Origin of the sequence: Streptomyces griseomycini (genome assembly GCF_014203535.1) — a bacterium.
Taxonomy (GTDB): domain Bacteria; phylum Actinomycetota; class Actinomycetes; order Streptomycetales; family Streptomycetaceae; genus Streptomyces; species Streptomyces griseomycini.
The window spans coordinates 753,545-778,863 of sequence record NZ_JACHJI010000002.1 but is presented as its reverse complement, the minus strand read 5'-3'; the positions used below and the strand labels follow the sequence as shown (position 1 = coordinate 778,863).

General features: G+C 70.7%; 13 protein-coding genes and 1 pseudogene. 12 read left to right on the top strand and 2 right to left on the bottom strand.

Annotated elements, in window-relative coordinates; all coding sequences use genetic code 11:
* The first annotated feature begins 82 nt into the window (after positions 1–82).
* From FHS37_RS08075 to FHS37_RS08040, 8 genes and pseudogenes are all read left to right on the top strand, one after another.
* The gene (locus tag FHS37_RS08075; protein ID WP_184818499.1) at positions 83–3,982 is read left to right on the top strand and encodes a DNA-directed RNA polymerase subunit beta'; all 3,900 of its coding nucleotides are present in this window, start codon (positions 83–85) and stop codon (positions 3,980–3,982) included.
* 161 nt (positions 3,983–4,143) lie between these two features.
* Positions 4,144–4,698, top strand: a complete 555-nt coding sequence (locus FHS37_RS08070; protein ID WP_184818496.1) for a DUF1707 and DUF4190 domain-containing protein — start codon at positions 4,144–4,146, stop codon at positions 4,696–4,698.
* 362 nt (positions 4,699–5,060) lie between these two features.
* Positions 5,061–5,432 carry a 30S ribosomal protein S12 gene (gene rpsL / locus FHS37_RS08065; RefSeq protein WP_003948652.1) on the top strand — a complete coding sequence of 124 codons (372 nt, stop codon included), beginning with the start codon at positions 5,061–5,063 and terminating at the stop codon, positions 5,430–5,432.
* 2 nt (positions 5,433–5,434) lie between these two features.
* On the top strand, positions 5,435–5,905 hold the full coding sequence (gene rpsG / locus FHS37_RS08060; protein WP_003998848.1) for a 30S ribosomal protein S7: 471 nt from the start codon (positions 5,435–5,437) through the stop codon (positions 5,903–5,905).
* A 39-nt stretch (positions 5,906–5,944) separates the two neighbouring features.
* Positions 5,945–8,071 carry an elongation factor G gene (gene fusA / locus FHS37_RS08055; RefSeq protein WP_184818494.1) on the top strand — a complete coding sequence of 709 codons (2,127 nt, stop codon included), beginning with the start codon at positions 5,945–5,947 and terminating at the stop codon, positions 8,069–8,071.
* A 168-nt stretch (positions 8,072–8,239) separates the two neighbouring features.
* Complete coding sequence (gene tuf / locus FHS37_RS08050; RefSeq protein WP_184818491.1) at positions 8,240–9,433, top strand: elongation factor Tu; 1,194 nt, start codon at positions 8,240–8,242, stop codon at positions 9,431–9,433.
* A gap of 205 nt (positions 9,434–9,638) precedes the next feature.
* Positions 9,639–10,537: pseudogene (locus FHS37_RS08045) on the top strand (RpnC/YadD family protein).
* Entirely contained in the window at positions 10,537–10,806 is a 270-nt protein-coding gene (locus FHS37_RS08040; RefSeq protein WP_184818489.1) for a hypothetical protein, read from the top strand. The pseudogene FHS37_RS08045 and the gene FHS37_RS08040 overlap by 1 nt, the downstream one beginning before the upstream one ends.
* Before the next feature lie 6 nt (positions 10,807–10,812).
* Here the strand turns inward: FHS37_RS08040 and FHS37_RS08035 are convergent, their stop codons facing one another.
* Positions 10,813–12,378 carry an FG-GAP and VCBS repeat-containing protein gene (locus tag FHS37_RS08035; RefSeq protein ID WP_184818487.1) on the bottom strand — a complete coding sequence of 522 codons (1,566 nt, stop codon included), beginning with the start codon at positions 12,376–12,378 and terminating at the stop codon, positions 10,813–10,815.
* 542 nt (positions 12,379–12,920) lie between these two features.
* On the opposite strand from FHS37_RS08035, the gene FHS37_RS40460 reads away from it, so the two are divergent.
* The 4 genes from FHS37_RS40460 to FHS37_RS08015 are packed head-to-tail and all read left to right on the top strand — an operon-like array spanning position 12,921 to position 23,683.
* Positions 12,921–21,983, top strand: a complete 9,063-nt coding sequence (locus FHS37_RS40460) for a DNRLRE domain-containing protein (protein ID WP_184818485.1) — start codon at positions 12,921–12,923, stop codon at positions 21,981–21,983.
* The gene (locus FHS37_RS08025; protein WP_184818483.1) at positions 21,980–22,525 is read left to right on the top strand and encodes an SMI1/KNR4 family protein; all 546 of its coding nucleotides are present in this window, start codon (positions 21,980–21,982) and stop codon (positions 22,523–22,525) included. The genes FHS37_RS40460 and FHS37_RS08025 overlap by 4 nt, the downstream gene beginning before the upstream one ends.
* A 46-nt stretch (positions 22,526–22,571) precedes the next feature.
* Positions 22,572–23,123, top strand: coding sequence for a YcxB family protein (locus FHS37_RS08020; RefSeq protein ID WP_184818481.1), 552 nt, complete (start codon positions 22,572–22,574; stop codon positions 23,121–23,123).
* Complete coding sequence (locus FHS37_RS08015; RefSeq protein ID WP_184818479.1) at positions 23,123–23,683, top strand: YcxB family protein; 561 nt, start codon at positions 23,123–23,125, stop codon at positions 23,681–23,683. Before FHS37_RS08020 ends, FHS37_RS08015 begins: the two co-directional genes overlap by 1 nt.
* Positions 23,684–23,816: 133 nt before the next feature.
* Here FHS37_RS08015 and FHS37_RS08010 read toward each other — a convergent pair whose 3' ends face one another.
* Positions 23,817–25,205: an alpha-lytic protease prodomain-containing protein gene (locus tag FHS37_RS08010; RefSeq protein WP_184818826.1), complete on the bottom strand. Its 1,389-nt coding sequence runs from the start codon at positions 25,203–25,205 to the stop codon at positions 23,817–23,819.
* Positions 25,206–25,319: the final 114 nt, after the last annotated feature.

The window sequence follows — 25,319 nt, the reverse complement described above, 5'->3', positions numbered from 1 at the left end:
CCGTGAACCACCACGGTCCGCCGGCCCCAGGACCCCCGTTTCAGACCCCAAGACTTACGACCCTGAGAGGGATTGACGCATAGTGCTCGACGTCAACTTCTTCGACGAGCTCCGGATCGGCCTGGCCACCGCTGACGACATCCGTCAGTGGAGCCACGGCGAGGTCAAGAAGCCCGAGACCATCAACTACCGCACCCTCAAGCCCGAGAAGGACGGACTCTTCTGCGAGAAGATCTTCGGTCCGACCCGGGACTGGGAGTGCTACTGCGGCAAGTACAAGCGCGTCCGCTTCAAGGGCATCATCTGTGAGCGCTGTGGCGTCGAGGTCACGCGCGCCAAGGTGCGCCGCGAGCGGATGGGCCACATCGAGCTGGCCGCGCCCGTCACGCACATCTGGTACTTCAAGGGCGTCCCGTCGCGCCTCGGGTACCTGCTCGACCTCGCTCCGAAGGACCTGGAGAAGGTCATCTACTTCGCGGCGTACATGATCACGTACGTCGACGAGGAGCGCCGTACCCGCGACCTGCCCTCGCTGGAGGCCCACGTCTCCGTCGAGCGCCAGCAGATCGAGAACCGCCGCGACGCCGACCTCGAGGCCCGCGCCAAGAAGCTCGAGACGGACCTCGCCGAGCTCGAGGCCGAGGGTGCCAAGGCCGACGTGCGCCGCAAGGTGCGCGAGGGCGCCGAGCGCGAGATGAAGCAGCTGCGCGACCGCGCGCAGCGCGAGATCGACCGCCTCGACGAGGTGTGGAACCGGTTCAAGAACCTCAAGGTCCAGGACCTCGAGGGCGACGAGCTGCTCTACCGCGAGCTGCGCGACCGCTTCGGCACGTACTTCGACGGCTCGATGGGTGCCGCGGCGCTGCAGAAGCGCCTGGAGTCCTTCGACCTCGAGGAGGAGGCCGAGAAGCTCCGCGAGATCATCCGCACCGGCAAGGGCCAGAAGAAGACCCGTGCGCTCAAGCGCCTGAAGGTCGTCTCCGCGTTCCTGCAGACCTCCAACAGCCCCAAGGGCATGGTGCTGGACTGCGTGCCGGTCATCCCGCCGGACCTGCGTCCGATGGTGCAGCTGGACGGTGGCCGCTTCGCGACCTCCGACCTGAACGACCTGTACCGCCGTGTCATCAACCGCAACAACCGCCTGAAGCGGCTTCTCGACCTCGGCGCGCCCGAGATCATCGTGAACAACGAGAAGCGCATGCTCCAGGAGGCCGTGGACGCCCTCTTCGACAACGGTCGTCGTGGTCGCCCGGTGACCGGTCCCGGCAACCGCCCGCTGAAGTCCCTCAGCGACATGCTGAAGGGCAAGCAGGGTCGTTTTCGTCAGAACCTGCTCGGCAAGCGAGTCGACTACTCGGCGCGTTCCGTCATCGTCGTCGGCCCGCAGCTGAAGCTGCACCAGTGCGGTCTGCCCAAGGCCATGGCGCTGGAGCTCTTCAAGCCGTTCGTGATGAAGCGCCTGGTCGACCTGAACCACGCGCAGAACATCAAGAGCGCCAAGCGCATGGTCGAGCGCGGCCGCACGGTCGTGTACGACGTGCTCGAAGAGGTCATCGCCGAGCACCCGGTCCTGCTGAACCGTGCTCCCACCCTGCACCGCCTCGGCATCCAGGCCTTCGAGCCGCAGCTGGTCGAGGGCAAGGCCATCCAGATCCACCCGCTCGTCTGCACCGCGTTCAACGCGGACTTCGACGGTGACCAGATGGCCGTGCACCTGCCGCTGTCCGCGGAGGCGCAGGCCGAGGCCCGCATCCTGATGCTGTCCTCGAACAACATCCTCAAGCCGGCCGACGGCCGTCCGGTGACGATGCCGACCCAGGACATGGTCCTCGGTCTGTTCTTCCTCACCACCGACGGCGAGATGCGCGACCTCAAGGGCGAGGGCCGTTCCTTCGCCTCGGTCGCGGAGGCGATCATGGCCTTCGACGCGGGCGAGCTGTCGCTCCAGTCGAAGATCGACATCCGCTTCCCGGTCGGCACCATCCCGCCGCGCGGCTGGACCCCGCCGGCGCGCGAGGAGGGCGAGCCCGAGTGGCAGCAGGGTGACAGCTTCCGGCTGAACACCACCCTGGGCCGTGCGCTCTTCAACGAGCTGCTGCCCGAGGACTACCCGTTCGTCGACTACGAGGTCGGCAAGAAGCAGCTCTCCGAGATCGTCAACGACCTCGCCGAGCGCTACCCGAAGGTCATCGTGGCGGCGACGCTCGACAACCTGAAGGCGTCCGGCTTCTACTGGGCCACCCGTTCCGGCGTCACCGTCGCCATCTCCGACGTCGTCGTGCCCGAGGCGAAGAAGGAGATCGTCCGCGGCTACGAGGCGCAGGACGAGAAGGTCCAGAAGCAGTACGAGCGCGGTCTGATCACCAAGGACGAGCGCACGCAGGAGCTCATCGCGATCTGGACCAAGGCGACCAACGAGGTCGCCGAGGCGATGAACGACAACTTCCCGAAGACCAACCCGATCTTCATGATGGTGAACTCGGGTGCACGAGGCAACATGATGCAGATGCGTCAGATCGCCGGTATGCGTGGTCTGGTGTCGAACGCGAAGAACGAGACGATCCCGCGTCCGATCAAGGCGTCGTTCCGTGAGGGCCTGTCCGTGCTGGAGTACTTCATCTCCACGCACGGTGCCCGTAAGGGTCTGGCGGACACCGCCCTGCGTACCGCCGACTCGGGTTACCTCACCCGTCGTCTGGTCGACGTCTCCCAGGACGTCATCATCCGCGAGGAGGACTGCGGCACCGACCGCGGTCTGCGCCTGAAGATCGCCGACCGCGGCGCCGACGGCGTGCTGCGCAAGACGGACGACGTCGAGACGTCCGTGTACGCGCGCTGCCTCGCCGAGGACATCGTGGTCGACGGCTCGGTGCTGGCCCCGGCCGGCACCGACCTGGGCGACGTGCTCATCGAGGAGCTCGTGTCGCGCGGCGTCGAGGAGGTCAAGACCCGCTCGGTCCTGACCTGCGAGTCCGCCGTCGGCACCTGCGCGATGTGCTACGGCCGTTCGCTGGCCACCGGCAAGCTGGTCGACATCGGTGAGGCGGTCGGCATCATCGCCGCCCAGTCCATCGGTGAGCCCGGTACCCAGCTGACGATGCGTACCTTCCACACCGGTGGTGTGGCCGGTGACGACATCACCCAGGGTCTGCCGCGTGTCGTCGAGCTCTTCGAGGCCCGTACCCCGAAGGGTGTCGCCCCGATCTCCGAGGCCTCCGGCCGGGTGCGGATCGAGGAGACCGAGAAGACCAAGAAGATCGTCATCACGCCGGACGACGGCAGCGACGAGACGGCCTACCCGATCTCGAAGCGTGCCCGTCTCCTGGTCAGCGAGGGCGAGCACGTCGAGGTGGGCCAGAAGCTCACCGTGGGTGCCACCAACCCGCACGACGTGCTGCGCATCCTGGGCCAGCGCGCCGTCCAGGTCCACCTGGTCGGCGAGGTCCAGAAGGTGTACAACTCGCAGGGCGTGTCGATCCACGACAAGCACATCGAGATCATCATCCGGCAGATGCTGCGCCGCGTGACGATCATCGAGTCCGGCGACGCCGAGCTGCTGCCCGGCGAGCTGGTCGAGCGCTCGAAGTTCGAGACCGAGAACCGTCGTGTGGTCCAGGAGGGCGGTCACCCGGCCTCCGGTCGTCCGCAGCTGATGGGTATCACCAAGGCCTCGCTGGCGACGGAGTCCTGGCTGTCGGCCGCCTCCTTCCAGGAGACGACCCGAGTCCTGACGGACGCGGCGATCAACGCCAAGTCCGACAGCCTCATCGGCCTCAAGGAGAACGTCATCATCGGTAAGCTCATCCCGGCCGGTACGGGCCTGTCCCGCTACCGCAACATCCGGGTCGAGCCGACCGAGGAGGCCAAGGCCGCGATGTACTCGGCCGTCGGCTACGACGACATCGACTACTCGCCGTTCGGCGCGGGCTCCGGCCAGGCCGTTCCGCTGGAGGACTACGACTACGGTCCGTACAACCAGTAAGCGAGCCGCTTGAGACCGAGGGGCGGTCACTCCGTACGGGGTGACCGCCCCTCGGCGTTCCCCGGGGGCGTCCGCCGTATCCGTTCCGTCGGTATCGGTGCGGGAACGCCCGCTCCGGCGCATCATGAAGGGACCCGGCGTTACGGGGGAGGTGGTGCTCGGTGTCGCATTCGTCGTTTCCGCAGTGGCAGCCCTGGCAGCAGGGCCAGGGCGTACCGCAGCCGTGGGGCGGGCAGAACGCGCCCTCGATGCTGGCCTCGCACGCCGACCGGGAGCGGGCCGTGGACGTCCTCAGAGCCGGGTACGGCGAGGGGCGCATGGAGCACCAGGAGTTCGAGCGGCGCGTCGCACGGGCGTACGCGGCCCGTACCGTGGGGGAGCTGGCGCTGCTGGTGGCCGACCTGCCGCAGGGGCCCGTACCGCAGACGGCAGGGTTTCCCGCCGCCGTGCCACCGGCGTTCCTGGCCCGCCCGAGGACCAACGAGAAGGCGATCGGGTCCGCGGTGTGCGGGTTGCTCTGTCTGGTCACCGCCGGGCTGACCGGCATTCCGGCCGTGGTGCTGGGGCACGCGGCGCGCTCGGAGATCCGGCGGTCCGGGGAGGCCGGCGACGGGCTGGCCCTGACCGGACTGGTGCTCGGATGGCTGTCCACGGCCGGCTGGGCGCTCGTCGTGCTCCTCGTGATCGCGGTGGGCGTCACGGCCGGCGGGCAGTAGGGCCGTATGGCGGTCGTACGAGCGGTCGGGAAGGGCGCGCGGAGGCCGCGCCCCGGCCGCGCGCCGGCGATGTCAAGATCATTGGTGCCGGTGGGGCTTGACAGGCGCGCGCGACGTTGCGGGCACGGCCCATTTGTTTTGACCGCAGCGAATGCGATAGGTACGCTCAGACCTTGTGCCTGGGGTGTGCCCTGGCCTTCGTGCGTGCCATCACACCGCACCGGAGGCCGAGAACGGCCACCGCAATCTGCGCTTCTTTCTGCCTTGCGGCGGGAGTCCGCGGGATTCGACACACCCGACCGCGTGGGTCGGCGACGTTCCAGGTTAGCTGTACCCATCGGCACACAGAAACCGGAGAAGTAGTGCCTACGATCCAGCAGCTGGTCCGCAAGGGCCGGCAGGACAAGGTCGAGAAGAACAAGACGCCCGCACTCGAGGGTTCCCCTCAGCGTCGCGGCGTCTGCACGCGTGTGTTCACGACCACCCCGAAGAAGCCGAACTCGGCCCTGCGTAAGGTCGCGCGTGTGCGTCTGACCAGCGGCATCGAGGTCACCGCTTACATTCCGGGTGAGGGACACAACCTGCAGGAGCACTCCATCGTGCTCGTGCGCGGCGGCCGTGTGAAGGACCTGCCGGGTGTTCGCTACAAGATCATCCGCGGTTCGCTCGACACCCAGGGTGTCAAGAACCGCAAGCAGGCTCGCAGCCGTTACGGCGCCAAGAAGGAGAAGTAAGAATGCCTCGTAAGGGCCCCGCCCCGAAGCGTCCGGTCATCATCGACCCGGTCTACGGCTCTCCTCTGGTGACCTCCCTGATCAACAAGGTGCTGCTGAACGGCAAGCGCTCCACCGCCGAGCGCATCGTCTACGGCGCCATGGAGGGCCTGCGCGAGAAGACCGGCAACGACCCGGTCATCACGCTGAAGCGCGCTCTCGAGAACATCAAGCCGACCCTCGAGGTCAAGTCCCGCCGTGTCGGTGGCGCCACCTACCAGGTCCCGGTCGAGGTCAAGCCCGGCCGTGCCAACACGCTGGCGCTGCGCTGGCTGGTCGGTTACTCCCGCGCCCGTCGCGAGAAGACCATGACCGAGCGTCTGCTCAACGAGCTCCTCGACGCCAGCAACGGCCTCGGCGCCGCTGTGAAGAAGCGCGAGGACACGCACAAGATGGCCGAGTCCAACAAGGCCTTCGCGCACTACCGCTGGTAGTCGCAGACCCCATCGAGACCGAGAGAAGACTGAAGCCTTATGGCTACCACTTCGCTTGACCTGGCCAGGGTCCGCAACATCGGGATCATGGCCCACATCGACGCGGGCAAGACGACCACCACCGAGCGGATCCTGTTCTACACCGGCGTCTCCTACAAGATCGGTGAGGTCCACGAGGGCGCTGCCACCATGGACTGGATGGAGCAGGAGCAGGAGCGTGGCATCACGATCACCTCTGCTGCCACCACCTGTCACTGGCCGCTGGAAGACGTCGACCACACCATCAACATCATCGACACGCCGGGCCACGTCGACTTCACCGTCGAGGTGGAGCGTTCCCTGCGCGTGCTCGACGGTGCCGTGACGGTGTTCGACGGCGTCGCCGGCGTTGAGCCCCAGTCCGAGACGGTGTGGCGTCAGGCGGACCGCTACGGCGTTCCGCGTATCTGCTTCGTCAACAAGCTCGACCGCACCGGCGCCGAGTTCCACCGCTGCGTCGACATGATCAGCGACCGCCTGGGTGCGCAGCCGCTCGTCATGCAGCTGCCGATCGGTGCCGAGGCCGACTTCAAGGGCGTCGTCGACCTGGTGACGATGAAGGCCTTCGTGTGGTCCGCCGAGGCCACCAAGGGCGAGATGTACGACGTCGTCGACATCCCGGCCACGCACACCGAGGCCGCCGAGGAGTGGCGCGGCAAGCTGCTCGAGGCCGTCGCGGAGAACGACGAGGAGCTGATGGAGCTGTACCTGGAGGGCGAGGAGCCCTCCGCGGAGCAGCTGCACGCGGCCATCCGTCGGATCACCATCGCGTCCGGCAAGGGCGGCGGCACCACCGTCACCCCCGTGTTCTGCGGCACCGCGTTCAAGAACAAGGGCGTCCAGCCCCTGCTCGACGCGGTCGTGCGCTACCTGCCCTCCCCGCTCGACGTCGAGGCCATCGAGGGCCACGACCCGAAGGACGCGGAGAAGGCCGTCTCGCGCAAGCCGTCGGACGAGGAGCCGCTCGCCGCGCTCGCGTTCAAGATCATGAGCGACCCGCACCTCGGCAAGCTCACCTTCGTCCGCGTGTACTCCGGCCGCATGGACTCCGGCACCCAGGTGCTGAACTCCGTGAAGGGCAAGAAGGAGCGCATCGGCAAGATCTACCGCATGCACGCCAACAAGCGTGAGGAGATCGAGTCGGTGGGCGCCGGCGACATCGTCGCCGTCATGGGCCTGAAGCAGACCACCACCGGTGAGACGCTGTCCGACGACAAGAACCCGGTGATCCTGGAGTCCATGGACTTCCCGGCGCCGGTCATCCAGGTCGCCATCGAGCCCAAGTCGAAGGGCGACCAGGAGAAGCTCGGCGTCGCGATCCAGCGCCTGGCCGAGGAGGACCCGTCCTTCCAGGTCCACTCGGACGAGGAGACCGGCCAGACCATCATCGGCGGTATGGGCGAGCTGCACCTCGAGGTGCTGGTCGACCGCATGCGCCGTGAGTTCAAGGTCGAGGCCAACGTCGGCAAGCCGCAGGTCGCGTACCGCGAGACCATCCGCAAGTCGGTCGAGAAGGTCGAGTTCACCCACAAGAAGCAGACGGGTGGTACCGGCCAGTTCGCCCGCGTCATCATCGCGATCGAGCCGATCGAGGGCGGCGACGCCTCGTACGAGTTCGTCAACAAGGTGACCGGTGGCCGCGTGCCGAAGGAGTACATTCCTTCGGTCGACGCCGGTGCGCAGGAGGCCATGCAGTTCGGCATCCTCGCCGGCTACGAGATGACCGGCGTCCGCGTGACGCTGCTCGACGGTGCCTACCACGAGGTCGACTCCTCCGAGCTCGCGTTCAAGATCGCCGGTTCGCAGGCCTTCAAGGAGGCCGCGCGCAAGGCTTCGCCCGTGCTCCTCGAGCCGATGATGGCCGTCGAGGTCACCACGCCCGAGGACTACATGGGTGAGGTCATCGGCGACATCAACTCCCGCCGTGGCCAGATCCAGGCCATGGAGGAGCGGGCGGGTGCCCGCGTCGTGAAGGGCCTCGTGCCCCTGTCGGAGATGTTCGGCTACGTCGGAGACCTCCGCAGCAAGACGTCGGGTCGCGCAAGCTACTCGATGCAGTTCGACTCCTACGCCGAGGTTCCCCGGAACGTCGCCGAGGAGATCATCGCGAAGGCCAAGGGCGAGTAACGGACTCCGTTTAACGGACCCCGTTCCCACGCTTTAGGCTTGACCCCGGAGCCTGCAAGGGGTGTTCCGCCGCCACCGCGGCGGAACGCCCCGGGCCCGGGTTTCCCAGCAAAGATCACCTGGCGCCGATGAGTAAGGCGTACAGAACCACTCCACAGGAGGACCCCAGTGGCGAAGGCGAAGTTCGAGCGGACTAAGCCGCACGTCAACATCGGCACCATCGGTCACATCGACCACGGTAAGACGACCCTCACGGCCGCCATTACCAAGGTGCTGCACGACGCGTACCCGGACCTGAACGAGGCCTCGGCGTTCGACCAGATCGACAAGGCTCCCGAAGAGCGCCAGCGCGGTATCACCATCTCCATCGCGCACGTCGAGTACCAGACCGAGACGCGTCACTACGCCCACGTCGACTGCCCCGGTCACGCGGACTACATCAAGAACATGATCACGGGTGCGGCGCAGATGGACGGCGCCATCCTCGTGGTCGCCGCCACCGACGGCCCGATGCCGCAGACCAAGGAGCACGTGCTCCTGGCCCGCCAGGTCGGCGTTCCGTACATCGTCGTCGCCCTGAACAAGGCCGACATGGTGGACGACGAGGAGATCCTGGAGCTCGTCGAGCTCGAGGTCCGTGAGCTCCTCTCCGAGTACGAGTTCCCGGGCGACGACGTTCCGGTCGTCAAGGTCTCCGCCCTCAAGGCCCTCGAGGGCGACGAGGAGTGGGGCAAGTCCGTCCTCGAGCTGATGAAGGCCGTGGACGAGTCCATCCCGGAGCCCGAGCGTGACGTCGACAAGCCGTTCCTGATGCCGATCGAGGACGTCTTCACCATCACCGGTCGCGGTACGGTCGTCACCGGCCGCATCGAGCGTGGTGTCCTCAAGGTCAACGAGACCGTCGACATCATCGGCATCAAGCCGGAGAAGACCTCCACCACGGTCACCGGCATCGAGATGTTCCGCAAGCTGCTCGACGAGGGCCAGGCCGGTGAGAACGTCGGTCTGCTGCTCCGCGGCATCAAGCGCGAGGACGTCGAGCGCGGCCAGGTCATCATCAAGCCGGGCTCGGTCACCCCGCACACCGAGTTCGAGGCCCAGGCCTACATCCTGTCGAAGGACGAGGGTGGCCGCCACACCCCGTTCTTCAACAACTACCGCCCGCAGTTCTACTTCCGCACGACGGACGTGACCGGCGTCGTGACCCTCCCCGAGGGCACCGAGATGGTCATGCCGGGTGACAACACCGAGATGAAGGTGGAGCTCATCCAGCCCGTCGCCATGGAGGAGGGCCTGAAGTTCGCCATCCGTGAGGGTGGCCGGACCGTGGGCGCCGGCCAGGTCACCAAGATCAACAAGTGAGCTTGCTGATCTGACCTGGTAGCTCCTGCTGCGAGCACCTGGGAGGGCCCGCACGACTTCGGTCGTGCGGGCCCTTCCGCTGTGCGGGCGGGGACGGGCCCGCTCCGGGGCCGACGTCAACTCCGGGGCCATGGGTATCGCTCGATCGCGCGAAGGATGGGGTATATGCGGGCGGCACATGCCGTTCCGCCCATAGCTTCGCCCCATGGTCAGCTCATCCCACGAGGCCCTGCACCGGATCTTCCAGAAGGACCCGGGCCTCTTCTCCCGCGCCGCCAGAAACCTGGGCGTCGCCTTCCCCCACCCCTCTCCAGCTCCGAGCTCTCCACCGACCTCACGGAGACCCAGCCACTGGAGCGCCGGGTGGACACGCTCCTGCGTCTGGAGACCGAGGACGGCAGCTTCCTCCTCGCGGTCGAATCACAGGGGGAGCCGGATTCGCGCAAGCCCGCGAGCTGGGCCTACTACCTCTCGTACGTGTACGCCAAGTACCGCGTTCCGCCGGTACTCCTCGTCGTCTGCGCGGACCGGGGGACGGCCGCCTGGGCGGCCCGGCAGGTCGACATCGGCCCGCGGCAGTGGCCCTCGCTCACGCTGCGGCCCCTGGTCCTGGGCCCCGACGACCTGCCGGTGATCGACAGCCCGGCCGAGGCCGCCCGCGACATCCCGCTCACGGTCCTGTCCGCGGCGCTGCACCGCCGTGACCCGGACGCCGGTGCCATACTGAACGCGCTGGCAAAGGCACTGAAAGGCCTGTCGGCCGACGACGGGGACACCGCGGACACCTTCATCGAACTCACGGAACAAGGCCTCGGCGCGACGCCGGCCGCAGATCTCCGGAGGCATCTCATGGCCGTCGATCTCTCGTTCTTCCAGTCGCAGACCGCTCAGAAGCTCCGGGCCGAGGGCCGGGCCGAGGGCCGGGCGAAGGACATTCTGCTTCTGCTGGAGCACCGGGGCGTCGAGGTCACCGAAGAGGACCGGGAGCGCATCGTCGGCTGCGGCGACCTCGACGTGCTGGGTCTCTGGTTCACGAGGGCCATCACGGCGACGTCGGTGGCGGAGGTCTTCGCGTCGGACGGGGAGACCGGGCTCGCGGGCTGATGGACCTCTCGTTCTTCCAGTCGCAGACCGCTCAGAAGCTCCGGGCCGAGGGCCGGGCCGAGGGCCGGGAGGAGGGCCGGGAGGAGGGCCGGGCCCAGGCACGGCGCGAGGACGTTCTGCTCCTGCTCGACCACCGGGGCGTCGAGGTGTCCGAGGAGGAGCGGGAGCGCGTCGCCGGTTGCCGGGACCTCGGCACGCTGGACGTCTGGTTCGCGAGGGCCGTCACCGCCGCGTCGGCGGCCGAGGTCCTCGCGGGCGAGGTGGGCTGAGCCGGCTCAGCGGGGCAGTGCCATGCCGAAGACGTCGCCGTCGCTGCCCGCCGTGAAGCCCAGGTCGGCCTCGGCCAAGGCCTCGGCCGACTCCAGGGCGCCGGGCCGGACCTTGAGGACCGTGACCGTCCCGGCCGCGTTGCCCGGGGCGCCGACCAGCGGTTCGACGCGGCCGTCGCCGTCGGTGTCCAGCGCGCCGACCGTCCAGCCGAAGTGGTCGCCCTCGGCGACGGCGCCGGGAACCCCCGTGGTGTCCTGGTCGATCCACAGGGCGCCCTTGGTGGTGATGCCACCGGTGGCGTTGCCGAAGAGGACCATCGAGGCGCCGGAGCCCTTCGCCGAGCCGATGGCCTCGCTGCGCATGCCGACCACCAGGTCGTCCACCCCGTCGCCGTCGAAGTCGCCGGCCGCGAGGGACGAGGAGAAGTGGTCCTCCGCCTCGGGTCCGCCGGCGATGCCCGGCGAGTCCTGGTCGAACAGCTTCACACGGCTGTTGGCCGACAGCCCGTGCGAGCCGCCGTACAGGACCGCCAGCCGGCCGGCGGCACCCGCGGTGCCGACCTGCTCGTCCGAGACGCCGACGGCGACGTCCGCGTAGTCGTCGTCCTCGAAGTGGCCCACGGCCAGCGCGCTCCCCGCGAACTCGCCGACACCGGTGACGTTGCCGGCGTCCACGTAACCGCCGGAGGCGGGGGCGTCCTCGATGGGGCCGTACAGGACGTGCAGTGAGCCGCGGTCCGAGCTGCCGGAGATCTGCTCGCCGATCGTGGCGACGACCAGGTCACCGACGCCGTCGCCGTTGACGTCCCCGACGGCCATCTGCTCGCCGAAGCGGTCCTCGGCCTCCGGTGCACCGGGCACGTGGGCCGTGGACTGGTCGAGCTGGACGGTGTCGGCGGCGTTGAGACCGCCGGAGGTGCCGAACATCAGCTTGACGGTTCCGGAGTTCGGCTTGTCGCCCGCCATGTCGAGGGGCTGCCCGACGGCCAGGTCGCAGTACCCGTCGCCGTTGACGTCGCCGGCGGCCAGCGAGTACGTGAAGATCTCGTCCCAGCCGACGGAGCCCGGGTAGCCGGTGGTGTCCTCGGAGAAGGTCTCGGTGGTCGCCTCGTAGATCCCGCCCGAACCGCCGTAGTGCACGCTCAGCATGCCGGCGCCCTCCGTGTCGCCGATGGCCTCCAGCGGTGAGGACACCGCCAGGTCGGCGTAACCGTCCCGGTCGAAGTCGCAGGCCGCGACCGACTGGCCGAAGCCGTCGTCGGCCTCGGAGGCGCCGCCCACCCCGGGGGACTCCTGGTCGATGCGGACGGCGGTGCTCGCCGGCCCGGTCGAGGTGCCGTCGGCGATGACGACCGAGCCGGCCCGTGCGTGCCCGGCCACGGTGTTGCCCGGCAGGCCGACGACCAGGTCGGGCGTGCCGTCGCCGTCGAAGTCGTACGGCTTCGCGGCGTCCCCCGGTCCGGCGGTGAGGACGGCCGCGGTCGCGGCGGCCGCACAGGCGAGCAGGGCGACGGCCGACCGCCATGCCCTGGGCCGGCGCCTGGGTGTCGTGTCTGCCTTCTCTTCGGCCATGAGCCCTTTTCACTTTCCTGCGGGCGTGCGGAGGTTGCCCATGGCGGGATTTCGCTGTCGGGATCCCGTCGCGGGGCGAGTCGGCCACTGTGGGAGGCAGCCGGTCCGTGTGATGACGCCGCAGGTTATCCAGGTGATCGTCTCGAATCGATCACGGTCTTCCGTGCGGCCGATCGGTCGTCCGGCGGCTGGCTGAAAAGGTTTGCTGCAGGTCAGTGGGGGTAGCGGGCTGGCTGGAGGACCTGTGACGGGTCCGTGAGGGGCGGGCAAGACAGTAAATGTAGTTATAAATCCGTTGTCATGGGCACGGTTCGAGCGGCGTCCGATCGTCTAGCGTGTACGCCGCCCGGGTGTCTCCCCTTCCGGTGACGAGTGCGCCCGGTCCCCCCCTGCTTCCGGCCGATCGCCCCCGCGTGCGGGCGATCGGCCTTGTGGTTTCGAGGAGTTCCGTGCCCAGCCGCCCCCGCCTCCGCTCCCTCGTGGGTCTCCGGCGCCGTCGTTCCGGGCGCCCCGCGCGGGCGGCAGCCCTGACGTCCGGCAGCGTGCTGTTGGCACTGGGCGCCACCCTGCTGCCGCCGCCCGCGCTGACGCCGTTCGTGCGGTCAGCTTCGGCCGCGCCCTGGTCCGAGGCCGATCCGCCCGAGCAGCGCACCGGCACGGCGGCCGGCCGGGAGCACGCGGTCGGCTTCGGGCGCACCGACGCGAACGGCCGCGGCACGGCCGACCCCGCGGACCTGACGGCGGCCCGCGGGGCCCTGCCCCTGCACGACCCCGGTACCGCCTTCGCCCCGGTCGAACCGAAGACCGCCGCATCCGCGCCGAAGCCCCGGACCGAGGCCGGTGACCAGCGGGACCCCGCCGGGTACGACCCCGGGCGCAGCGTCGAGGAGACCGGCGAGCGCACCGCCGCCTCCAAGGAGTTCCGCAACCCCGACGGCACCCGCACCACCCGCGTCTACACCGAGCAGGTGCACTACCGGGGCACGGACGGCACCTGGCGGGAGATCGACACCTCGCTCGTCCCCGCCGACGGGACCGAGGGCGCTCCGCGCACCGGGCAGACCGGCGGCGACCGGCTCGCCGCCGCCGCCGACGACACCGGACTCACCCTGGCCACCCGCGGTGACGACCCCGCCCTGGCCACCCTGGAGGTCGACGACGGCCGCCACGAGGTCGGCTTCGGCCTGTCCGGGGCCGCCGGCGCCGCGGCAGAGGTGCGCGAGGACGCCGCGCACTACGAGGACGTCCGCCGCGACTCCGACATCGTCCTGGAGGCCGCGCACGGCGCGGTCAAGGAGACCATCGTCCTCAACTCACCGGACGCCCCCCGCGAGTGGACCTTCCCGCTGCACCTCGACGGGCTCACCCCGTCGCTCGACGCGCACGGCGCCGTCCTGCTGAAGGACGCGGAGGGCGAGGTCCAGGCCGTCATATCCAAGGGGTGGATGGAGGACTCCGCCCACGACCCGAGGACCGGCGGCCCCGCCCTGTCGGGCGACGTCGACTACCGGCTGGTGGAGAGCGACGGGCGCTGGTCGCTGAAGGTCGTGCTCGACGAGGCCTGGCTGGACTCGCCCGACCGGGTCTACCCCGTACGCGTCGACCCCAGCGTCGACGACATCGACGACAACGGGGACTCCTTCGTCCAGAACACCTGGCCCGACGGCAACTTCGCCGGCGACGACGAACTGAAGGTCGGCAGCTACGACGGCGGCACCAACCGGGCCATCAGCTACCTGAAGTTCGACCACGTCACCAGCCAGCTGAAGAATCGTTACATCCATGACGTCGACCTCGGCCTGTTCAACGTCTGGTCCTCCAGCTGCAGTGCCCAGAGGATGACGGTCCACCAGGTCACCGGCTCGTGGAGCTCCACCACGGTCACCTGGAACAACCGCCCGGCGAGCTTCGACCACCTGATCGCCGACGACTCCTTCGCCTACGGCGTGGACTGCGGCGGCTCCAAGTGGCGCGTCATCGACCTGGACCGCAAGGGCGTCGAGCTGGTCCAGGGCTGGGTCGACGGTTCGAAGGCCAACCACGGCCTCGCCCTGTGGGCCGACTTCGACACCTCGGGCCCCTGGAAGCGGTTCGGCAGCGCCAACTCCGCCAGCAAGCCGTACCTGGCCGTCACCCACAGCGGCTGGGGTGCGAAGTACACCGTCGGCTCCCAGAGCGCCCCGGTGACCGGCGGCCAGAGCGGTGAGGTGAGCGTCAACGTCAAGAACCTCGGTGACTTCACCTGGGAGCCGCTGGGCTGGAACGAGGTCCGTCTCGGCGCCCGCGTCAGGAACCAGAGCACCGGCGCGCTGATGGACCAGGTGGCCTTCACCCGCCTCAACGAGCGCATCACCCCGGGGGACGACACCACGCTCGGCGCCCGCGTACCCCCGCTGCCGCCGGGCACGTACAAGGTCAACTTCGAGCTGCAGCGGCTGCGCGACCAGAAGTGGTTCGGCAGCGAGGGCGTGCCGCCCGCCACCGTGAACATCACCTCCCAGGACATCGGTCCGCGCATCACGGCCGTGTACCCGAGCCCGGGCGGCCAGGTCGGCAGCCTGACCCCGGCACTGTTCGCGGACACGGAGACCATCGACCACTACCCGTCCGGAGCGTCGATCGAGCACTGGTTCGAGATCTGCGCGGGCACCCCCGAAGCACCCGTGGACTGCGTCAACTCCGGCTGGCTGACCAAGCGCACCTGGAACGTGCCCGCCGGAAAGCTCACCTGGGGCAAGCAGTACCTCTGGCGCGTCAAGGCGCGCGAGAACGGCCTGTCGGCCCCGCTGAGCCCCTTCTACACGGTCACCACGGCCGTCGAGCAGCCCGCGATCACCTCCCACCTGGGCGGCCGGGGCCCGGCCGCCGACGGCCGCGAGGTCGACCCCGGCATCGGCAACTACACCACCACCGACACCGACGCGACCGTGGCCGCGGTCGGCCCCGGCCTGACCGTCACCCGCACCTACAACAGCCGCGACCCGCGCTCCGACAACGCCTTCGGCGCCGGCTGGTCCACCCGCTACGACATGCGGATCACGCCGGACGGCGACGGCACCGGCAACGTCGTCGCCACCCTGCCCGAGGGCCGCCAGGTCCGCTTCGGGAAGAACCCCGACGGCAGCTACGCGCCCCCGTACGGCAGCTTCTCCACCCTGACCGCCGTCAGCGGCGGCGGCTGGAAGCTGACCGACAAGGAACAGACCACCTACGTCTTCGACGCGGACGGCCGGCTCACCGAGGCCACCGACTACCGCGACCGCACCCAGACCCTCACCTACGACACGGCCGGCGATCTGACCGAGGTCACCGCCACCGGCGGCCGCGCCCTGCACCTGACCTGGTCCGGCGGCCACGTCACGAAGGTCAGCACCGACCCGCCGAAGACCGGCGCCGACCCGCTGACCTGGACGTACACCTACGCCGGTGACCGGCTCACCCTCGTGTGCGGTCCCGAGGACGAGCTCGGCGCCTGCACCGCCTACGGCTACGGCGACGGCTCCCACCACCGCACGGTCGTGCACGACGCCGGCCCGTTCTCCTACTGGCGCCTGGACGAGAAGGACGGCGCCACCGACGCGGCCGACGACCTCCCGCTGAGCCGCGAGGAGCACGCCGGCACCTACCGCGACGTCCAGCTCGGCGCGCCCGGCGCGCTCGCGGGCAGCCCCGACACGGCGGCGACCTTCAACGGCACCACGTCCTACGTGCAGTTGCCGGACCAGCTGGTCTCCGACACCCCGTACCTGACCGCCGAGCTGTGGTTCCGCACCACCGGCAGCGGTGTCCTCCTCAGCTACCAGGACCACACGCTGGAGGAGGCCACCACCGGCAAGTACACCCCGGCCCTGTACGTCGGCACCGACGGCAAGCTGCGCGGCGAGTTCTGGAACGGCGCCGACGCGCCCATCACCTCCGCCGCCGCCGTCGACGACGGCGCCTGGCACCACGCGGCGCTGACCGCCGCCGGCAACACCCAGACGCTGTACCTGGACGGCAAGAGGGCCGGCAGTCTCAGCGGCGAGATCACCCAGTACGACCAGCGCTTCGTCTACCTCGGTGCCGGTTACTGGAACAACTGGCCCGCCACCACCGGCACCGTCGGCCACTTCGCCGGCGACATCGACGAGGCCGCGGTCTACTCCCGCCCCCTCGGCGCCCGCACCGTCGCCGAGCACCACGCCTCCGCGCAGGTCGCCCAGCAGCTCACCAAGGTGACCCGGTCGAGCGGCCGGGTGCACGCCGAGGTCGCCTACGACACCGTGCACGACCGCGTGTCGTCCTACACGGACGCCAACGGCGGCACGTACCGCCTGTCGAGCCCGAGGGCCACCGGCACCGAGGACCAGCCCGCCACCGACGACCAGCAGGCCGTCGACGGGGCCCCGGCCCTCACCGTCACGGTCACCGACCCCGACGACCGAACGTCCGGCTACACCTACGACCCGCTGCAGGGCAACCGGCTGACCGCCCAGACCGACACGGCCGGCCACACCGCGCGCTTCGCCTACGACACCGGCGGCTACCTCGCGGCCACCACCGGCCCCGACGGTTCCGTCACCCGGTTCGGCAACGACGAGCGCGGCAACCGCATCTCGCAGACCACCTGCCGCGAGACCGGCGACGAGAGCACCTGCCACACCTCGTACTCCAGCTACTTCCACAACCCCGACGACCCGCTCGACCCGCGCAACGACCAACTCACCGCCGTACGCGACGCCCGCTCGGCGAGCGCGACCGACGACACCCACAAGACGTCCCACGGCTACAACACCTTCGGCGACCGGACCTCCACCACCACGCCGGCCGGCACCGAGTCCTTCACCTTCACCGACGGCACCGAGCCCGCCACCGGCGGCGGCACGACCCCGGCGGGCCTGCTCGCCACCAGCACCGACGCGCGCGGCGCGGTCACCCGGCGCGCCTACACGGCGGCCGGCGACCTGGCGAAGGTCACCGACCCCAGGGGCGTCGTCACCGAGTACACCTACGACGCGCTCGGCCGTGAGACCGGCAGCACGGTGATCTCCGACGCGCACCCCGACGGCGTCACGACGACCACCACGTACGACGGCGAGTCCCGCCCGCTGACGGTCACCGGCCCGGTCACCACGAACGAGGTCACGGGCACGGACCACCGGGCGCGCACCACGTACACGTACGACGGCGACGGCAGGGTGCTGACGGAGTCCGTCGCCGACCTCCTCGGCGGCGACGCCACCCGCACCACGAAGCGCGCCTACGACACCCACGGCCACCTGGCCTCGCTCACCGACCCCGAGGGCGGCGAGGAGACCTACGCCTACGACGCCTACGGCCGTCAGACCAGCCGCACCCTGCCGGGCGACCGGACGTTCCGGTACACGTACACGGCGCTGGGCTCCCTCGCCACGGTCACGCTGACCGGTTACACGGGCGACCCCAACGACCCCTCCGCCGCCCGTGACGTCGTCCTGGACTCCTACGCGTACGACCCGGCCGGCCGCCTGGCCGAGCACACCGACGCGATGGGCCGCACCACGCGCCACACGTACCACGACGACGGTCTCAAGGCGCGGGAGATCCTGGTCGGCTTCCACGACCCGGACGGCTCCACCCGCGACCTGGTGCTGAGCGACCGCACGTACGACGCCGCCGGCCACCTGGTCCGTGAGACCACCGGCAACGGCAAGGTCACCACCGCCTACGAGGTGGACGCCGCGGGCCGCACCGCCGCCGAGGTCCTCGACCCCTCCGGCCTGGCCCGCCGCACCGCCTACACCTACGACGCGGGCGGCGCGGTGCACACGGCGACCCGCACCGGCACCGGCGGAACCCGCACCGAGAAGGTCACCTACGAACGGAACACCAGCGGCGACCTGGTCCGGCAGACGGTGGAGAACGGCACCACCGACCTGGTCACGACCCACGAGGTCGACGACCGCGGCCTGGTGCTGGCCACGACCTCTCCGCGCGGCAACGCCACCGGCTCCGACCCGGCCGCGTACACCACGCACCACACGTACGACGCGCTCGGCCGCCTGGTCGCCACGCGCGACGCCCCGGTGATCTCCGAGACCCGGCAGTCCCCGGCGGCGAACGTCCGCCCGACCACCACCGTCGGCTACAACGCCTTCGGCGAGACGACCGACGTCCGCGACCCCAACGGCCACGTCACCCACACCACGTACGACCGCGCGGGCCGCGCGACAGCCACCACGCTGCCGTCCTACACCCCGCCCGGCGCCACGGACCCGCTGCCCGGCAAGCTCACCCGTGCCTACGACGCGGCAGGCAACCTGGCGAGCGAGACCGACGCCCTGGGCCGGACCACGTCCTACACCTACGACCAGTTCGGCAACCTGTCGAAGGCGACGCTTCCGGCTCCCGGGGACGGCGCCGCCGCCCCGGTGTCGACGTTCACCTACGACCTGCTGGGCGAGCAGCTGTCCGCCACCGGTCCGACCGGGACCCGCACCGAGGCCACGTACGACGACCTCGGCCGCCAGGTGACCTCGACGGTCCTCGAACGCCGTCCCGCTCAGGGCGCGTTCACCACGACGTACACCTACGACGACGCGGGCAACCTGCGCGCGACGAAGAGCCCGACGGGCCTGACCACCTCCGGCACGTACAACGCGGCGGGCGACCCGCTCACCGTCACGGACACCGCCGGCGGCGTCACCACCCACGCCTACGGCCCCACGGGCCTGCCCACGACGGTGACGACCCCGCAGGGCCGCACCACGCACACCGCCTACGACCTGGCGGGCCGCGCCACCGGGGTCCGGGACGAGAACGGCGCCGGCACGGTCCTGCGCACCACGTCCTCCTCCTACGACGCGGACGGCAACCCGGTCGCCGTCACGGACGCGCTCGGCCACACGGTCCGGCAGACGTTCGACGCGCTGGGCCGCCTGACCAAGCTGGTCGAGCCGGTCGACGCGGACACGTCGATCACGACGACGTACGGCTACGACGCGGCGGGCAACCGCACGCGCCTGACCGACGGCAGGGGCAACACCACCTGGTACGGCTTCACCAGCCGTGGCGCCCCGGAGTCGGTGGTGGAGCCCTCGACCCAGGCCCACCCGGACGCGGCGGACCGCACCTGGACCACGGTGTACGACGCGGCCGGGCTCCCGGTGAAGGAGTTCCAGCCGGGCGGCGTGACGGTCGAGCGCACCTTCGACGCGCTGGGCCGTCTGCTCCGGGCGACCGGTTCGGGCGCCGAGGCCGCGACCGCGCCGGACGTCTTCGGCTACGACGCGGCGGGCCGCCTCACCTCGGCGAGCGCGCCGGGCGGCACGAACACCTACACCTACGACGACCGAGGCAACCTGCTGTCGTCCGACGGCCCGTCCGGCACGGCGTCCTTCGCCTACGACGCGGAGGGCCGCCTCACCGCCCGCACGGACGCGGCGGGCCGGGCCGCCTTCGGCTACGACGACTCCGGCCGCCTGAAGTCGGCGGCCGACCCGCTGACGAAGGCGACGCTGACCTACGGCTACGACGAGGCCTCCCGCCTGACGTCGGTGGCGTACGGCGGCACCGGCGCGACCCGCGCGCTGGGCTACGACGCCCTGGACCGTCCGACCTCGGACGCCCTGAAGGCACCGGGCGGCACGACGACGGCGTCGGTCGCCTACGGCTACGACGAGGCCTCCCGCCTGGTCGAGAAGACGACGACCGGCACCGCGGGCGCGGGCACCCAGTCCTACGGCTACGACTGGACGGGCCGCCTGACCAGCTGGACGGGCGCCGACGGCACGGTCACCGACTACACCTGGGACGCGGCGGGCAACCGCACGTCCGCAGGTGGCGTCACGGCCACGTACGACGCACGCAACCGCCTGCTGGCGGCCGGGGACGTGACGTACACCTACGCGGCGCGGGGCAACCGCACCGGCAGCAGCGACGCGGGCGGAAGCCACGCGTTCGCCTCCGACGCGCACGGCCGGATGGTGTCGGCGGACGGCACGGCGTACGGGTACGACGCACTGGGCCGCCTGGTGCGGCAGGGCGACGCGACGCTGACGTACGCGGACCGGTCCAACAACCCGGTCGCCACGGCAGCCGGCCCGGTCTTCCGTGACCCGTCGGGCGAGGCCCTGTCCTCGGCACACGCGGACGGCACGAACGCGACCGCGCTGCTGTCGGACGTGCACGGTGACGTCATCGGCGCCTTCACGGCGGACGCGGGCACCGTGGCCGGCTCGACGGGCTACTCGCCCTTCGGCAAGGTGACGGCGGCCTCGGGCAGCACCGGGCCGCTGGGCTACCAGGGCGAGTACACCGACCCGGCCACCGGCCAGGTCAACATGCACGCCCGCTGGTACGACCCGGAGACGGGCGGCTTCTCCTCCCGGGACTCCTGGACCCTGGATCCGGTCCCGTCGGTCCGGGCCAACCGGTACGGCTACGCGGGCGGCAGCCCGCTGGTCAACACGGACCCGAGCGGGCACTGCTTCTGGGACGCCTGCGTCATGGAGGTCACGGGGATCGTCATCGTCTCCGTGGCGGTGGGCGCCGCGACCAAGGTCGCGATCGACAACTGGGACAGCTCCTCCTGGGACTGGGGCTGGAGCTGGGGCGGCAGTTCGTCCTCCTCCGGCGGGTACAGCTCCGGCTGGGGCAACTCGCTGTCGCAGTCGGGGAAGTCGGCGGCCGCCGCACTCGCCGCCTACGCCGCGTCGCTGGCGGCGTCGGCCCCGAGGACCGACACGTCGAGCGGCTGCCGCAGCGGCTGCCGGGGCGGCAACGGCAACCCGGGCAAGGGCAGGGGCAAGGACCCGGGACGCGGCGGCAACGACCCGTGGCAGCCGCGCGCGGATCTGCCCCGAGTCGGCCCGAACAAGCCGTGGGGGCCCCCGCCCCCGCCGCCTCCGCCGCCGTGGCGCGAGCTCATCAAGGAGGCCCTCAGCAGGGCCGTACCTCGCCCCACCTCGGACACGGACAGCGACTCCGGGCACCGGGAGTACGTCGACGACATGTACCAGCGTGCCCAGAAGGACCTGAAGCTCACCCCGGAGCAGCTCCGCGGCCACTTCAAGTTCTTCCCCAACGGGGAGGACCAGCCGGCCCCCGGCCTCTCGCCCTCTCCGCAGCCGGACCCTTCGGCCGGAGGCGGCAGCGGTACCTCCTCCGAGAACCTCTGCGCACGGCCGAAGTCGGATCGGTTCTTCTACCAGCCGCTGGTCAACGGCCGCCCGCAGGGCGCGACCGCGCTGATCTGCCCGCAGGACCTGAAGAAGCCGAACCAGGGACGGGACGACGACGGGAACCCCTACGTCGCCGGCTTCCCGAACCCCAACCCCCAGGATGCCAATGGCCTCTACACCTACAACCGGACCCACATCATCGCGGACCAGTACGGTGGTGAGTGGCGTTCGGAGAACCTGTTCACCGGCTACCGGCAGATGAACACCAGCGGCATGCGGCGGTGCGAGTCCCGCATAGTCAAGCAGTTGAGGGCGGGCAACCCGGTTCTCTACTCCGGTCAGCTGAGTTATCCCGACAACTCGGCACTGAAACCGGATGCCATTCACATGACGGCCGTGACGAAGAAGGGAGTGCTCTTCAACACTCCCGTTTCCAACCAGCAGAGGAAGGGTCACTCGTGTTGAGCCGCGTCGATGAGCTGGAACGCGCTCTTCCGGAACTGCGCGAACAGCGCCCCGGACGGGCGAGGGAGATCGACTGGTCGGAGATGGCACGTGTGCTGGGTACCGACCTGCCGAGTGACTACAAGGAGCTGAGCGAGGCGTACCCGACGTTTTCCGTCGGGGGCTTCCTGCTCGTCGGCACTCCCTGGCCCGGGCACGAGGCGGAGTCCGCGGCGAGCAAGCTGGACGCGCTGGACGTGCTGGAGGACCTGGTCGACGCCGACATGGCGCACGGATACGTCCCCTACCCCCGTCCCGGAGGGCTGCTGCACTGCGCGGAGAGCAGTTCGGGAGACATGTTCTACTGGCGCACGGGGGACTCGGACCCGGATGCGTGGCCCGTTGTGGTGAGCACCAGGAACGACGACTGGTGGGAGCACGAGAACGGCCTGGTCTCCCTCCTGGCGGGACTCATCTCGGGTGACATCCCGCCGTGGGGGCTGCCGGACCCGTTCCTCGGTGGCGACACCACGGTGTGGCTGGCTGACGGCCGTACCTCCTAGTGGTGTCGACGCCGGAGGGACCGTGGAGAAGAGGGGCGGGAGCGCCGTGACGACGGCTGCCGAGCACGTCGGTGAGCGGCGTGTCGAGGTACGGCACGCGACGACGGCCGACGAGTGGCTGGAGGCCCTGCGGGGGCACGCGAAGGTGTCGCCGGCGATGCGGCGGAGGCAGTGGTCCGTGATCGTGGTGGCGCTCGTCCTCGCGGCCCTGTCGTTCCGGGTCACGCCGGAAGGCGGTTCCCTCGACCCGTTCGGCCTGGGCGGTGCCGCGCTGGTGCTGCTGATCGCGCTGGTCCTGGCACCCCGGGCGGCGGCCCGGGCCCAGCAGCGGATCCACGGGGCCCGGGGGGAGCGGCGGATCACCGTCGACGAGTCCGGGGTGTGCGTCGAGACCGCTCACACCCTCAGCAGGACCGGTTGGCCCGCCCTGTCGCGGTACGTCGAGACACGTCGGCTGTTCGTGCTGGTCGGTGCCGACGAGCAGGCCGCGTGCCTGGTCTGCGTGCCCAAGCGGAGCACGGACGGAACGGACCGGTCCGGGCCGCTGCGCGCCCTGCTGGACGCGCACCTGCCCACGGCCCGGGAGAGCCGTCGCTGATGGCCGCCGACGCGGGACCGGACGCCTCGGCCCGGTCGGTCGAGCTGGAGTTCCGGGCGACCCGGGCGGAGCTGGCCGAGGCACTGTGTGCGCGGTCGGGCCGGACGGATCCCCGTACGATCCGGCGGGTCCCCGTCCTCCTCGGGGCGACCCTGCTCCTGGCCGCCGCCGTCGCCCTGCCGTGGCCGCTGCGCGCGCTCGCGTTCCTGGCGCCGGTGCCGTTCGGGGTGCTGCTGGGGTCCCTCCACGACGCGTCGCGGCTGCGTCGCCGCGTGTCCGCGCTGGACCGGTGGGCGCAGGCCCACGGGCGGTACGCCGTGCGCGTGGACGACGTCGGTGTCCACAGCCGCACGGCCGTCTCCTCGGGCACCCTCCGGTGGGGGGCCTTCACACGCTGCCAGGAGACCGAGAACCTGTTCGTGCTGTCGGTCGACGACACGGTGGCCGGCATGTGCGTGCTGCCCAAGCGCGGGGTGCGGTCGGCCGGTGGGGTCGAGCGGCTGAGGGAGCTCGCCGACCGTCGGGTGCGGGGGACGTGCTCACCGGCCGTCGGCGGATGAACGCCCCGCGCCCGGTGGTCGGCCGGCGCGGGGCCTCGGTCATGGGACCGGGACGACGGCCGGGCCCGGGCGCCGCTCTTCCCCCGCGCACCCGGGCCCGTCCCCGTCACCCCCACGGGGTGTCAGGCACGGTTCACACCCGCTGCCACAGCGCCGGGACGTTCGGGGGCTCCCAGCCGGTCTGGGCCTGGTGGCCCTGGAGGCAGCGGTAGGCGGCGCCGCCGTAGGTCACCGTGTCGCCCGGCTGGTAGACGGTGCCGGCCGCCCAGGTGCCGCCCGGCTCCTCCTCGGGCGGCTCCTCGCCGCCGTCGCCGCTCGTCTTCAGGGTGAGGCCGTAGTTCTGCAGCAGCGGGTTGATCGGCTGGAAGAACGTCGTGCCGCCGGTGCTGCAGTTGCCCGAACCGCCCGAGGTGACGCCCTGGGCCTGGCTGCCGGAGATGTACGAGCCGCCGGAGTCACCCGGCTCGGCGCACACGGAGGTCTGGGTCACGCCGGTGATGGTGCCCTCGGGGTAGGTCACGCTGGTGTTCAGCCGCTGGACGGTGCCGCAGTGCCAGCCGGTGGTGGAGCCGGAGCGGCACACGGAGGCGCCGACCGTGGCCTGCGTGGAGCCGGTGACCTGGACGTTCTGGCCGCCGGCGCCCTTGACGTACGGCGTCGCCCGCCAGTTGGGGTCGGTGGCCACCCACGCCATGTCGCGGCCGGGGAAGACCGAGCCCTGGAAGGTGCCCTGCGCGACGCGGTTGTGGCCGCTCGTGCTGTCACCCGTCCGGCCGCAGTGGCCCGCCGTGGCGAAGCCCTCCTGCGTGCCCCTGGTGACGGGGAAGCCGATCGAGCAGCGGCCGCTGTTGTTGATGTAGTACGCCTCGCCGCCGCGCAGGTCGTACAGCGCGCGGGGCTTCTCGGTCGTCCTCTCGATCCGGGCGAGTCCGGCGCCGACGCCGGCCGCGTCGAGCAGGGCGCGGGCCGCGGACGTCCGTACCGCCTGCACGACGACCGTGTTCGTGCGGACGTCGACGTACCAGACCGGCGCGTCCGTGCTGCCCCTCCGCTCCGCCGCCCGGTCCAGGCGGGCCTTGGCGGCGTCCAGGTCGGCCAGGGAGCGGCGCACGACGGTGGCCTCGGCGCCCTGCGCCTCGATGGCCGGTACGTCGTCGGCGTCCGTCGTCGCCACGGTCAGCGTGCCGGACTCGGCGCCGCGCACCCAGGCGCCCGCGAAGTCGTCGCCGAGCGCGGCCCGCAGGCGGCCCGCCGTGGCTCCGGCCTCCGCCTCGTTGGCCAGTCGCCGCTCGGCCTGTCCCCGGTTCAGGCCGAGGTCGCGTTGCATGGCCCTGAGCAGGGCGGGCGGGGCGGCGTCGGTGCGCAGCGTCTCGGCGGCCGAGGGAGCGGCGGGGTCCGCGGCGTTCGCCGCGGTGGCGGCCGTCCCGGCGCTCGCGGAGCCGCTGAGCCCGGCCACGAGCAGGGCGGCCGTCGCCGCGAGTGCGGCACCCGCGGCTCTGGCTCTGGTGTGTCGCTGGAGCATGGGGGACATGCGGGGTCTCCTCGGTTTCGGTGGGGAGGTGCCGAAACCGTAGGAAGGGCCGACCGGCCGCCGTAAGACGTCGGCCGGCCCTCTCCCCGGCGTTATGGAACCCGT

Bases quoted from the DNA above. Each gene is read 5' to 3' on its own strand.
- FHS37_RS08040 (WP_184818489.1), top strand. From the start codon at position 10,537: ATGGACCTCTCGTTCTTCCAGTCGCAGACCGCTCAGAAGCTCCGGGCC.
- rpsG (WP_003998848.1), top strand. From the start codon at position 5,435: ATGCCTCGTAAGGGCCCCGCCCCGAAGCGTCCGGTCATCATCGACCCG.
- FHS37_RS08035 (WP_184818487.1), bottom strand. From the start codon at position 12,378: ATGGCCGAAGAGAAGGCAGACACGACACCCAGGCGCCGGCCCAGGGCA.
- fusA (WP_184818494.1), top strand. From the start codon at position 5,945: ATGGCTACCACTTCGCTTGACCTGGCCAGGGTCCGCAACATCGGGATC.
- FHS37_RS08010 (WP_184818826.1), bottom strand. From the start codon at position 25,205: ATGCTCCAGCGACACACCAGAGCCAGAGCCGCGGGTGCCGCACTCGCG.
- FHS37_RS08015 (WP_184818479.1), top strand. From the start codon at position 23,123: ATGGCCGCCGACGCGGGACCGGACGCCTCGGCCCGGTCGGTCGAGCTG.